This is a genomic window from Brevibacillus sp. AY1 (assembly GCF_029870785.1).
Taxonomy (GTDB): Bacteria; Bacillota; Bacilli; order Brevibacillales; family Brevibacillaceae; genus Brevibacillus; species Brevibacillus invocatus.
Window position 1 is genome coordinate 1 of the sequence record NZ_JAFLPN010000016.1, and the last position, 12,771, is coordinate 12,771.

Genomic DNA, 12,771 nt, shown 5'->3' on the forward strand with positions numbered 1-12,771 from the left:
ATACGTCGGACGCATTGTACGGAATGCACTTCGTGCCTAGTGTGTACAGTACGCGAATGAGCTTCCCGCAGAGTACCACGATGGACTGCTTCTTCTTGAGCGGATTATGACTTCGCTTCGTAAAGTAATGGTGCAACGCCTTGAATTCGGCGTTTTTGGCGACCATCGGCATCATCGCCCGAAATAGCAAGGCTCTTAGTCGGGATCGTCCACGCTTGGTAATCGTGGACTTGCCCTTCTTCTTGCCGGAACTATTCTCTTTGAGGTTAAATCCGGCAAGCCGGATAATCTGCTGCCCATGGTCATAACCGCTAAGATCACCAACTTCAGCCAAGAAGCCCGCCAGCGTAACAACGCCGATTCCTGGTACTGTCAGCATTTCATTTGTACCTGGAATTTGTGCAAGCAATGCTTCCACTTGCGCCATGATTTCTTCAAGTTGTCTCGAGAATAGTACATATTGTTCCAGTAAGGCCCTGAGCTCGATTTTCGCCGCCGTCAGCCCTTCGGTAAGTCCAATTGAGTTTGTGGCAGCTTGTAGGAGTTGCGCTGCACGTTTGGAGCCAACCGCTCGCTTCACGTCTTCCTTCCATCGGCGCACAATTGTACTCGCGCCAAGCGATACAATCTCCTGTGGCGTCGGAAATTCACGAAGCGTGATGAGCGAGGCCTTTCCTTCCCAATCTTTAAACACAAGGCTGTACTCCGGAAAGAAGCGATCAAGCCAGGTCCGGATGTTCATTTAACCAGCCAAGAATCCTATCCCGATAGGGATTCAACTTTTTGCTTCTGTGATTAAGGGAATTGACCCAATCGGATGCCTCCTCAAAAGTCATATCTAGATATTTATAAACCGTGTTCCTTGACAGATCCAATTTCTTTGCGATGGCTGCCACCTTAAATCCTTGTTCTTTTAATTGATGAACCCGAAGATACAACAGTAATTTTTCCACCTTTCCAATCCTCCAGCTAAGCCAAGTTGAAAAAGTAATGATAGCTTAACTAGGTTAATATTTGAAGAAAAAGTGTTAAATTCTATTTGGCGGAAACTGTTGAATTTAGTTTAGCAGTTACAAGTGCCTCCTGTACGGGTAATTGTTCTTTGGTCGGAACGTTTCCCAGTTTACAGAAGGTGCTTTTTTTATTCAAACCCCAACGCCCCCTTGAGGGTTTGGTATATATTACCTTCTTTATAGGAGGTTCACAACAAGGTATTCTCATTGTTTTAGTTTTATTTAATTGTCGCATAAAATAGCCAGGTCATCCTCAATACCCCGGATTGGGGATACTCGGACGATCTGGCTTGAAAGGTTGTATTGAATGATCAAAGGTTTAGGCGAAGGATTCATTTTACCAATTGCTTTGTGTAAGGCATTAGTTCTTCGATCTTGGCTACGATTCTCTTTTGTTCTTTGAGTGGAGGGAGTGGGATGATGCAATGCCTTAAAGTTTCTTGAGTAATTTGATTAATTGTAGTAGTACCAGTTTCCGGTAACATTGAGTTTCGGAAGTACGCTGAATTAATTATATAAAGAATGTACTCATTGCATACACTCCTGTATATTGCCATGAATGCACCAAAACTCATTCCTCCTTTGTCAATCATCGCAGCTTTACCTACTAGCCTCTTACTTCCGTTCCTAGCACAAATCAAGATATCCCCAGTTTGACACATCTTATTATCTGGGATAGTACAGGATACTTTAACAAGGTCGTTGTAGTCTAATTGTCCATCCTGAATATTACTGGAGCGCAGTACAATTGTGCCTTCATTTGTAATATCGGTCGGCTTATATGTTAAACCAATGTTCGTCGTCCCTATTTCCCCAAGCCTCACCCATTTCCAACTCTCGGGAATGTCGTATGGTATCTCTTCTTCCGTAATAACAGGCAAGGGCTTCTCACGTTTAATCTTACCTTCTTTAACCAGCCTTTCTTTCTCTGATTGAATCTGCTGATACAGTTCCTCGGCGGTTCCTTCTTCCTGCCGCTGTTCAACTAATTTGCCTTGGATGGCGTACTGCAAAATCGACTTTTGCATTTCTTCAGGAAATCTCTTGTTGAGTTCCTCCACCTTGGCATGGGCGTTATCGTATTGACTGACGTAAGGCAATAATTCCTCGATCTTGGCTACGATGCGCTTCTGTTCATCGAGTGGGGGGAGGGGCACCAGCGTAAGTCTTACTTTATCTGAGTTTAAGTTATTAACAACTGCACCTGCTACTCTTGATTGAAATTGATTAAATACCATTTTCGAGCTTAGTAAATAATACAAAAAGTCCCTGTTAAAAATCTCTACCATCTGGCTTAAAACCAGCCAACCGTCATGGATGCAACCATCAATATTTAAAATATATGGTCTGCCAAAACTCATTGAATTACTTAAGAGAAAATCCCCTTTTCTTACATATCTGCTTTTGTTCATTCCTTCTTTTATGATTTTTTCGTTAGTGCTGTTAATATATTTCCCGCCCTTATCCGTATCTCCAATCTTAATCCAATTGATACCGTCAGCGGAGTTAGTTATATATGCTTTAATTGGTCTCGGGGAACCCCCTCGTGCGATCTCGAGTACGTCCCCCAGCCTGGTCCATTCCCAACTTTCAGGTATATCGAACGGAATCTCATCTTCTGATATCTCCGGCAAAGGCGTTTCTCGTTTAATCTTGCCTTCCTTCACCAACTGTTCCTTTTCTGCCCGAATTTGTTCCAATAGTTCTTTTGCCGTTCCTTCTTCTTGCCTCTGTTCAACGAGCTTGCCTTGGATCGCTAGCTGGAGGATGCTATTCTTCAAGTCTTGTCCGTTCATCTCATTTACCCCCAAGCATGGATGTGATCTGCTCGAGTACATGATCAATTTCTGCGTTCAGAGATGCCCGTTTCTCCTGGTATTCCTGAATTAGCGCCATCGGGTCAAGGATTACTTCCTCCTCGTGAGGGAAGCCGCAGAGGTCAATGTTATAGCTTCGGTCTACGATCTCTTGGATGGTATACCGTTTAGCTTTCGGATGACCGTCGACTTCGATCTCTTCCCGGTGATCCCACCACGCTAGGGCATCAGCAAAATGCTCCAATTTCATCGGGCGCGTCTTCGAGAAATTCTTTACCCCCTCGGGCATATCGAGTCGGTAAAACCAAGTATCCTCAGTCGGCTTCGAGTGATCAAAGAACAAGATGTTCGTTCGAATCGACGTATACGGGGCAAACACGCTATGCGGCATTCTGACCACCGTATGGACGTTAAACTCGCTGAACAATTTCTTCTTTATGTTGAACTTCGCATTGTCCGTCCCAAACAAAAAGCCATCGGGAATAATGACCGCTGCCCTACCGTCTCGCTTTAAGCGGTACATAATCACATTCATAAAAAGGTCGGCCGTTTCCGAACTACGAAGCTCTGTCGGGAAATTGGCTTTCACGCTTTCCTTCTCGCTTCCGCCATAAGGAGGATTCATCAAGATGACGTTGAAGGGTTCCAGCTTCCGCATCTCTTTGTAATCCATCTCCAGCGCATTGCCGTGGAGGATTTCGGGGTCATCCAGATCGTGAATGAGCATATTGGTGACGCACAGTAGATGGGGCAAGGATTTCTTCTCGATACCGTACACCGACTGGTTATACATTTCCCGATTCTCGAGCGAGTTGCCGACTTGGGGCTCCAGCGCATTCAATGCCGAGGTTAAGAAGCCTCCGGTACCGCAAGCGAAGTCCCCAATCCTTTCGCCGAGTATAGGCTGGATCACCTTGACCATAAAGTCAGTAACAGCTCGGGGCGTATAGAATTCCCCGGCATTTCCAGCGCTTTGCAGATCCTTCAGGAAGGATTCGTAGATCGCTCCGAACTCGTGGCGCTCCTTATACTCGGTGAAGTCAATCTCGTCGATAATATTGATCACTTGCCGTAAGAGTACACCGTCTTTTTGATAGTTGTTCGCGTCTTCAAACGCAGATTTTACGATAAGTTGCCGCATCGGCGTATCCTCATCGATCTCAATATTTTTAAGGGCAGGAAATAACGAGTTGTTGACAAAATCCAATAGCGCGTCCCCGGTCAATGCTTGTCCGTCTTTATGATCCACTGCCCAATCTCTCCACTGTAGTCCTGCTGGAATGATTGACTTGTAATCATCGACAACAAGCTCCCACATTTCTTCCTTGGCATCGTAGATCTTTAAGAACAGCATCCAAACGATCTGCTCGATTCGCTGGGCATCGCCATTGACCCCCGAGTCATTCCGCATCACATCTTGAATTCTTTTGACAATATTCCGTATGGTCATCCTTCGTACCTGCCTTGTCTTCGTTGTGGTTTACGCATAGTAAATTTCGTTCTTCAACTCTTGAACGGCTTTCAAATAAGCCTCTTTACCCCCGAATGCTTTGATGATTTTCATCGGGCTGCCCATTTGGGCGAATTCCTTGAGCATGAGAACCTTAGTGTCCTCGATTTCTTTAATTCCGTCGTTAGCGTACTTGTTCAGGAGTCCTTCAATAACTTGCTGCGCGATATCGGAGTACTGGTACAGATAATGCCGCTTCTTCACTTGTTCGGCTCGCTCTTTCTTGGTGAGCGGCGGCTTGTCGTAGGCAAGATGGCAAATGAGGTCAAAGTCATCCAATTCGTTATCGCCAAGTTCTGCTCTGACCGCATCGAGCCATACACCGCGCTCTTGAAGTTCGTCGATGATCGCTTGTTTTTTCTCGGCTTGGCTCCATGAGCGCAGGAAGTCGTCCAGCCGCGCATAATGCTGCAAGATGTTCTTCTTCGTGTAGTCGATCAGGCTCTCCGTGATGAGCTTACCATCTTGCCCTACATATTGCACGCGCTCGGAAAGAACCGTTACAGCCACGTCTCCGATGTAATATTTGCGGGGTTTCTCTTGTTCGCCATCGTCAGTGCTATTCCCTGCCCCGGAGCCATATCCCGGCGGGTTTTCCCGTGTGCCTTCATCTCCACCTTCTGGTTCGGGGTAGCCAGCTTCCGGATCATCAACCGGATCATCCTGATCCAGATCAATGACCACCTCCGGTCGTCCGTCAAAGGCAGGATCGGCGAACAGGCGACTGGAGTTCCGGAAGTCCATGATGGTAAAGTATGTTTTGCCGTACTCCTCAAGGAGCCGGGTACCCCGACCGATGATCTGCTTAAACTCGGTCATACTGTTAATGTTATTTTCCAGCACGATCAACTTGCACATCTTCGCGTCTACCCCGGTAGTCATGAGCTTGCTTGTGACCGCGATGACAGGATAGGGGCTCTCCTCATCAATGAAGTTTTCAAGCTGCGCTTTGCCTTCATCGTTGTCCCCCGTAATTCGCATAATGTACCGATGATTCTGGGCATACAAGTCTTGATTCGCTTGGATCAGCGCTTGTCTCATCCGCTCCGCATGCTCAATGTCGATACAGAACACAATCGTCTTACTCATGCGATCCGTCTTCTGCAAAAACTCGGTGATTTTGGCTGCGACGACCCTGGTGCGATCATCGATGACCAAAGTGCGGTCAAAGTCCTTCACATTGTACTCGCGATCCTCAATTTCATTGCCATATGTATCGACTTTCCCAGCTTCGGGTCGATAGCCTTCCAAGTCTTTATCCAATCCGATACGAATTACTTTATAAGGAGCGAGGAAGCCATCGTCAATGCCTTGCTTGAGTGAGTATTCATAGATCGGCTCGCCAAAGTATGAGAAGCTTGACGCATCCTGCGTCTCGATAGGTGTGGCGGTACAACCGATATGGGTAGCGGATGAAAAGTAGTCGAGAATCTTTCGCCATGCAGACTCTTCCTTGGCGCTACCCCGATGACACTCATCAATGACGATGAGATCAAAGAAGCTCGGCTGAAACTGACGAAACGTTTCCTCACCATTTTCGCCCGTCAGTTGCTGATACAGCGCAAGGTAAATCTCGTAGGAGCTATCCAGATTCTTATTCTGCACCTTGGTCATCTTGCCGCCAAAAGGCTTAAAGTCCCCAGACATGGTCTGGTCTACCAAGACATTGCGGTCGGCAAGAAATAGGATCTTCTTCTTTAACCCCGATTTCCAGAGCCGATAAATCATTTGAAACGTCATGTACGTCTTACCCGTTCCAGTGGCGCTCACGAGTAAGACGCGTTTTTGACCTCGTGCCACAGCATCGACCGTTCGATTGATCGCGATGCGTTGGTAGTACCTTGGCGTTTTGTATTGCGGTACATAGTAATACGGCTCCAGCATCACTTGCTCTTCTGCTGCACTAATGTTCTTATCGCGCAAATAGCGGTCATATAGTTCTTCTGGGGAGGGGAAGGCATGTAGAGGCAACTCGCTCACTTCACCTGTAATGAGATTTTGTTCGACGAAAGCATCGCCATTGGATGCGTAGACATAACTGATGTCCAGTGCTTTGGCATAATCAATAGCTTGCTGCAAGCCTGCACCGACCGGTTGTCGGTTGTCCTTGGCTTCAATGATAGCAAGCGGAAAGTTCGTTTTATAAAAGAGCACGTAATCGGCACGCTTCTTCCGACCGCGAGCCGTCATGCTGCCACGCAATATAATTCTACCCGCTGTAAATGCATATTCCATCCGAACCTGTCGTTTCAGATCCCAGCCCGCATCCGTAACCGCTGGCGTAATATACTGGGCTTTAATATCTTCCTCCGATAACGATCCCTTTCCCATACGCCCATTCCTCCCCTCGTCATGGGTAAGTCTGTTTACTCAAATTCAAATTCGACAATGTCGCCGATATTACAATTGAGACACTTGCAGATTTTATAGAGACTCTCCAAATTGACAGGCTGTCGCTTCCCAAGTCGAGCCAAGATGTTGAAGGTAAGCCCTGCCTGATCTTTCAGATCGGTCTTATTCATCTTCTTATCGATCAACAGTTTCCACAACTTATCGTAGCTGATCACCATATGAAGTCCTCCTATTGACAGTGGCCGACAAAACTACTCTTTCCATTATATCACATTAGCACACAGGGAAGTGAGGTAATCTTACGATAATGCAAGATTGAGAGTGGGGATGAGAAAAAGTGAAAGTCGCTGACTATCAACTGGCTTGGGTGTGGATATGAGAGATGGTTCCCCCAAACAGCACCGGATGCACGATGTCTAAGCCTACCAGAGCACAAGATTGCCCCAAGGTTAGAAGCCACCAACTAGTACCACCTTCATACCGATCTCAGCGCGGCGGCTGACATCAGTTTGACAGTTGACAAATTCGAGGTTCAATTTGAGATACGGCTGCATGAGGGAGAGCAGATGCCGCTCGGTCGCAGGGTCTATTTTCGAGTTGATATACATGGATAGGTTTGATCATGAAAAACGCTTCCTTGGAAGTTTGTTGTGTGGTAGATTTCTTGGGGCGTTGTTTCAAGATATTCTCATCGTTTTGGTTGAATTTGCTGGAATGAAAAAAGCAACTGGAATGAGGGACTGGAGATAGGATACATCTACGGAAACATGATACAATAGTTTTAATATTCAAGTTATTTAGAGGAGGTAGAGACATGGCTAGATGTACAGCCCCAGTAGAAGGACATCGTTCGGCGAGTGCCGCAGCCAACTGCCCAGCATGCAGAGGGAGTTATCGCCGCTATAGTAGTGGTGGCGGCTACAGCTCATACTCGCCCTCGCCTTACTCCACTTCCCTGACAAGTGGGGGCGGCAGAAGCAGCGGCGGCGGTTCCGTCCGCAGTTCAAAGCCGCGCTGGTCAGGAGCAGGTTCGGCTCTATTGTACACGTCCGAAGAAATTCGGTCATTAACACCAATCCGCAACAGCGTCGAAACCCTAGCAAAACAACCTGACCTTCGTGACGTCTTCCTTTGCCATGCGTGGGACGACAGGAAGGGAGCCGCCAAGGAGTTGCACGATCTGTTAGAGTCACACGGTGTCTCCGTCTGGTTTAGCGAGAAAGACGTTGGCCTTGGTGTGCCGCTGCTTCGCGCTATTGACAAAGGCTTGGCCAACTCGCGAGTTGGAATTGTGCTTGTGACTCCTGCATTGCTACGCCGCCTCCCAACAGAGGGCATTGCCGACAAAGAACTTTCGGCACTCCTTGCAGGTGATCGGCTCGTTCCGATTGTGCATGATACAACATATGAAGCTCTCCGCGAAGTCAGTCCCTTACTCGGATCACGAAGCGGATTGAACACTGCAGAAGAGCCCATGGCAGACGTCGCGGCCAAGCTCGCAGAGTTAGTCGCCCTTTAAGCTCTATTAATCTACCAAAGTTTGCTGTTCAGTTGGGACTGTTAGGATGCTTTGTTGTTTCACGCTTACTTGGCAGACGCCGTTGTACAAGGGTTAGAAAAGGAGACCTCGCTATATGCAAGGTCTCCTTTACTTTAGATTTGAGCAGTACTGTCACATCTCATTTCGTACCATCAATATTAGGCACTCCACATGATTGGATTGCTTTGATTTAGCATTTAAAACCAGCACGATGACTCCAATTAGAAGCCACAGGGTCAACGAATAGTTGCAGAAACACTACTGGCGCTGGAGACATACACTCTCTGCCATCCAACAACTAATTCTAGATACAAAAAAAAGGCATCTCTGCCGTTTCGTCGTTGGTTGTTTGGTGGACCTTAGCGGGATCGAACCGCTGACCTCTTGCATGCCATGCAAGCGCTCTCCCAGCTGAGCTAAAGGCCCATATATTTCCTTTCAAGGAAACGAATTACATGTAACGCTGGTATTCGATTTTCAATCATTCTTGAGGCAATGTTTCCGACAACGACGTACTCCCAGCTGAGCTAATGCCCCATGAACTGAACAAGATTTATCTTAGCATGGAGAAAATTCAATGTCAACAAAAATTGCGCCTAAATTATCCATAAACGAATACTGCTGGAATGAACCCAGTCGGGCTTCTCATCCTATTCGATATAACTGTATCCGCCCCATAAATAACAACATCAGCTTGACGAAATAACGGTATACAAAATACATTTAACCGTATAAATATCCAAACCAATGCGAACCGGGAGGAAAGCTCGTGCCACTCACTCAAGATCAACTTTGGACCAGAAACGATGAATTCACTATCAGTACAAATAAAGATTATTTAGACGTCGAAGCCATCTATCAATTCCTCAATAAAGAATCCTATTGGGCGAACGGCATTGCAAAAGAGCTGGTACAAGCAGCGATTACCCATTCAAGCCTATGCTACGGAATCTACGAAGGAAACCCTTCGATCGGTCAGGCTAAACAAGTGGGTTTTGCTAGAGTTGTTTCCGATTTTGTCCGCTTCTCTTGGTTAGGCGATGTCTTCGTTCTACCCGAATACAGAGGAAAGGGGCTTAGCAAATGGCTGATGAGCATCATTGTTGAACATCGCCACTTAAAAGGAACCAGTTTTACACTCGCCACAAATGATGCCCATTCCTTATACGCTCAATTTGGTTTTCAGCCACTCGGGCAAATGGAAAAACGGATGGCTCGGCCGCTGAATTGGGACGAGGTGTACAGAGGTTACAATTTAACCAGGAACCAAGAATGATCTTCACGGACACAGACACATGCTTATCTATTCTAACTATACAGCGCAATACAAAAAACCATGTAGGCCTTATCCCGGTTTAATTCACCAAGATAAGGCCTACATGATCCTCGTCATGACCGTCGCCGCAGTCCTTGTCATTATCCTGGCAATCATCATCAGCGGTACGATATCCAAACCGATCACGAAGGTCATTGAGCAGGTAAAGCGGATTGCCAATGGCGATCTGACCAACAGTGTCACCGTAAAAGGCAACGATGAAATCGCTCAGCTCGGGCGCCATGTGCAGGACATGACAGATCAGCTGCGAGAATTGATTGGCAAGGTAGCTCAGACATCCGAGCAGGTGGCAGCATCCGCCGAAGAATTGACAGCTAGTGCGGAGGAAGCGAGCCGTGCCACGGAACAAATCTCATCTTCCGCCCAGCAAATCGCTGCTGGTGCAGAACAGCAGGTAACGAATACTGACGTTTCCCAAAAAGTCGTTAGAAAAATGTCCAGCGAGATCTCGCAAATCTCTTTGCTGAGTCAAAAAGTGACTACCCTTTCTGACGAAGCAGTCGAGACCTCTGCGAACGGAAATCAGGTCGTCGTCCAATCGATGGAGCAGATGAAGCATATCGAAGAAACCACGAATCGGATTGCACAAACGGTCAACGAACTGGGCAACAAATCAACGGAAATTGAAGAAATCATTTCCGTGATCACAGGGATTGCCAACCAGACCAATCTGCTAGCACTGAATGCCGCGATTGAGGCGGCACGTGCTGGGGAACACGGGCGTGGATTTGCAGTCGTGGCCGATGAAGTCAGAAAGCTAGCCGAGCAATCCGGTCATGCTGCCGAGCAGATTAGCAGCATCATTCAGCAAATTCAGCAAGATATTCGGATCTCGATGACTGAAATGACTGAAGGCCTAGCAGCCGTACAAGCAGGCACCCATCTGACAGAGCAAGCCGGGGATTCCTTTAGCGCGATTTCGAGATCGGTCAGTGACATCTACAGCCAGATTCAAAAGGTCACTGCTGCTATCAAGGAATTACAGGCTGGCTCAGATCAGATGGTTACCTCGATCGAATCCGTACAGAGCATCTCACAGGACTTTGCCGGAACGACTCAGGAGGTAGCGGCAGCCTCTGAAGAACAAAATGCCTCGATGGAGGAAATCTCAGCAACCTCCATGACGCTAGCCAGAATGGCGGAAGATCTGCAAGAATCCGTCAACTCCTTTAAGCTGTAGAAAATTTCCTGGCTTGGTATTGACACATGATCTTGCATCCCATATAATAACTAAAAATTTGATATGTAAATGTCGCGATTAGAAATAGTAAAAGTGAAGGAACCTTTCAGAGAGCCGTTGGGTGGTGCGAAACGGCAGCGTTGGTCACTTTGAACTCGTCTATGAACAGCTGCCTGATAAGTAGGGTTAGCCGGAATTCCACCGTTATAGGGATAGATGGTGATGGCCATCGAAGAAGATCATTTCAAGCTGTTGAAATGAATTAGAGTGGTACCGCGAGTTCAACCTCGTCTCTATACGTAGAGACGGGGTTTTTTTATGTGAAAAACGTCTTGACGTTTTTCATTAAACCGTATAAGACCGCTTGCGGTCTGCAACGAAATGGTCATGACCGTTTAGTTGCATTTCATTCATTCAATTTTGAGGAGGAAATGAAAATGAGCCGTAAAATTATTGTGTTGGACACTACCCTGCGTGATGGTGAGCAAGTTCCGGGCGCCAAATTGAATGTGCAGCAAAAAGTCGAATTTGCCCAGCAGCTGAAGCGTCTTCAAGTTGACATTATCGAAGCAGGATTCCCCGCATCCTCCGCAGGAGATTTCCAAGCGGTGCAAGAGATCGCCAGAAGCGTTGGCGACACCGTCTCGATTACGGCATTGGCTCGTGCGGTCAAAGGCGATATCGATGCGGTATACGAAAGCATCAAGCTGGCACAAAATCCGTTGATTCACATCGTGCTTGGCACCTCCGATATCCATGTGGAGAAAAAGTTCAGCCGCTCCAAGGATGCTGTGATGGAGATGGGCGTGGAAGCAGTCAAGTATGCCAAGACGCTGCTCCCCAACGTGCAGTACTCCACGGAGGATGCTTCTCGGTCCGAATTTGAATACCTGTGGAAAACGATTGAGGCTGTCATCAAAGCCGGAGCAACCATGATCAACGTTCCGGATACGGTCGGCTATGCGGTTCCAGACGAATTCGGCGAAATGATCCGCAAGCTGAACGAGCGAATGAAAAACCTGAATCCGGATGTCATCCTCAGCGTGCATTGTCACAACGACCTCGGACTAGCAACGGCCAATACACTTTCCGCCATCAAAAATGGGGCGGACAAAGTGGAGGTCACCATTAACGGTCTGGGCGAACGCGCCGGAAATACTTCTCTGGAAGAAGTCATCATGGCGCTCAAGGTGAGAGAAAACAGCTTCCATTGCCATACCAACATCAAATCGACCGAGCTGCTCAGAACCTCCCGCCTGCTCACCTATCTGACCGGACTGGATGTGCAAGTCAACAAAGCGATTACAGGAGACAATGCATTTGCCCACTCCTCCGGCATTCACCAGGATGGACTGCTGAAGGATAAACAAGTATATGAGATCATGTCCCCTGAGGAAGTCGGCGCCGAAAGCATGGAGCTGATCCTGACTGCCCGCTCCGGTCGTCACGCCTTCAAGAACGCTGTTGAAAAGCTTGGCTTTGACACGAGCGATGCCGCTGAATTCGAAGTGCTTTTTGATAAATTCCTGACCTTGGCTGACAGCAAAAAAGAAGTCTACGATCACGACGTATTTTATCTGGTGACCAATCACCGCACACTCGATGTAAGCAACAATCATCTGTACGAGCTGGAGTCCTTCCAGGTCATCACCAACGATCAGACTCCTACTGCTACCGTCAGCCTGAAAAAAGGCACAGAGATTTTGACTGGCAGTGCCGTTGGCGACGGTCCGATCGACGCCCTGTACAGTGTCATCAAAAACCTGATCGGGCACGATGTGCAGCTGAAGGATTACAAAATCAGCAGCCTGTCGCGCGGAAAAGAAGCCATCGGGCGCGTCAATATCCGTATCGAGCACAATGGCAACGTCTACTCTGGACGCGCAATGGACACTGACATTATCAAGGCAAGCGCTCTTGCCTTCCTGAACGGAATCAATGGCGCTGTGCTGGATGCCGCACAGGAATGTCCCACTCCCGTACAAGGCTAGTGTGCAAAGTCGTACAAACGAAAGGGTAAGCC

Annotated in this window: 9 protein-coding genes, 1 tRNA gene, 1 pseudogene and 1 other annotated feature; of the genes and pseudogenes, 4 read left to right on the forward strand and 7 right to left on the reverse strand. The window is 47.5% G+C overall.

The genetic code is table 11. The annotated features are described in order from the left end of the window. From JZI27_RS14045 to JZI27_RS14070, 6 genes and pseudogenes are all read right to left on the reverse strand, one after another. A pseudogene (locus JZI27_RS14045) lies at positions 1–736 on the reverse strand (transposase); the annotation flags it as partial. After that, the gene (locus JZI27_RS14050) at positions 720–953 is read right to left on the reverse strand and encodes a helix-turn-helix domain-containing protein (protein ID WP_280207865.1); all 234 of its coding nucleotides are present in this window, start codon (positions 951–953) and stop codon (positions 720–722) included. The pseudogene JZI27_RS14045 and the gene JZI27_RS14050, both read right to left, overlap by 17 nt. 392 nt (positions 954–1,345) lie before the next feature. Continuing rightward, positions 1,346–2,809, reverse strand: a complete 1,464-nt coding sequence (locus JZI27_RS14055; RefSeq protein WP_280207866.1) for a restriction endonuclease subunit S — start codon at positions 2,807–2,809, stop codon at positions 1,346–1,348. 1 nt (position 2,810) lies between these two features. After that, positions 2,811–4,280: a class I SAM-dependent DNA methyltransferase gene (locus JZI27_RS14060; RefSeq protein ID WP_280207868.1), complete on the reverse strand. Its 1,470-nt coding sequence runs from the start codon at positions 4,278–4,280 to the stop codon at positions 2,811–2,813. Between the two features lie 30 nt (positions 4,281–4,310). Beyond that, on the reverse strand, positions 4,311–6,671 hold the full coding sequence (hsdR, locus tag JZI27_RS14065; RefSeq protein WP_280207870.1) for an EcoAI/FtnUII family type I restriction enzme subunit R: 2,361 nt from the start codon (positions 6,669–6,671) through the stop codon (positions 4,311–4,313). Between the two features lie 35 nt (positions 6,672–6,706). Further along, positions 6,707–6,910, reverse strand: a complete 204-nt coding sequence (locus tag JZI27_RS14070) for a helix-turn-helix domain-containing protein (protein ID WP_280207871.1) — start codon at positions 6,908–6,910, stop codon at positions 6,707–6,709. Between the two features lie 596 nt (positions 6,911–7,506). Here JZI27_RS14070 and JZI27_RS14075 point away from each other — a divergent pair. Beyond that, entirely contained in the window at positions 7,507–8,211 is a 705-nt protein-coding gene (locus JZI27_RS14075; protein WP_280207872.1) for a toll/interleukin-1 receptor domain-containing protein, read from the forward strand. 371 nt (positions 8,212–8,582) lie between these two features. On the opposite strand, the gene JZI27_RS14080 is transcribed toward JZI27_RS14075, so the two are convergent. Then, a tRNA-Ala gene (locus JZI27_RS14080) sits at positions 8,583–8,658 on the reverse strand. Between the two features lie 343 nt (positions 8,659–9,001). Here JZI27_RS14080 and JZI27_RS14085 point away from each other — a divergent pair. The 3 genes from JZI27_RS14085 (at position 9,002) to JZI27_RS14095 (ending at position 12,739) form a co-directional block, all read left to right on the forward strand. Beyond that, a complete protein-coding gene (locus JZI27_RS14085) occupies positions 9,002–9,508 on the forward strand; it encodes a GNAT family N-acetyltransferase (protein WP_280207874.1) in 507 nt (168 codons plus the stop codon). Between the two features lie 103 nt (positions 9,509–9,611). Continuing rightward, entirely contained in the window at positions 9,612–10,748 is a 1,137-nt protein-coding gene (locus JZI27_RS14090) for a methyl-accepting chemotaxis protein (RefSeq protein ID WP_280207876.1), read from the forward strand. 65 nt (positions 10,749–10,813) lie between these two features. Beyond that, positions 10,814–11,046, forward strand: a binding site (T-box leader). Between the two features lie 139 nt (positions 11,047–11,185). Next, the gene (locus JZI27_RS14095; protein ID WP_122910519.1) at positions 11,186–12,739 is read left to right on the forward strand and encodes a 2-isopropylmalate synthase; all 1,554 of its coding nucleotides are present in this window, start codon (positions 11,186–11,188) and stop codon (positions 12,737–12,739) included. The last annotated feature ends 32 nt before the right edge of the window (positions 12,740–12,771 follow it).

Excerpts from the sequence above, each read along its gene's own strand:
- hsdR (WP_280207870.1), bottom strand. The coding sequence starts at position 6,671 with ATGGGAAAGGGATCGTTATCGGAGGAAGATATTAAAGCCCAGTATATT.
- JZI27_RS14070 (WP_280207871.1), bottom strand. The coding sequence starts at position 6,910 with ATGGTGATCAGCTACGATAAGTTGTGGAAACTGTTGATCGATAAGAAG.
- JZI27_RS14090 (WP_280207876.1), top strand. The coding sequence starts at position 9,612 with ATGATCCTCGTCATGACCGTCGCCGCAGTCCTTGTCATTATCCTGGCA.
- JZI27_RS14095 (WP_122910519.1), top strand. The coding sequence starts at position 11,186 with ATGAGCCGTAAAATTATTGTGTTGGACACTACCCTGCGTGATGGTGAG.
- JZI27_RS14055 (WP_280207866.1), bottom strand. The coding sequence starts at position 2,809 with ATGAACGGACAAGACTTGAAGAATAGCATCCTCCAGCTAGCGATCCAA.
- JZI27_RS14060 (WP_280207868.1), bottom strand. The coding sequence starts at position 4,280 with ATGACCATACGGAATATTGTCAAAAGAATTCAAGATGTGATGCGGAAT.
- JZI27_RS14075 (WP_280207872.1), top strand. The coding sequence starts at position 7,507 with ATGGCTAGATGTACAGCCCCAGTAGAAGGACATCGTTCGGCGAGTGCC.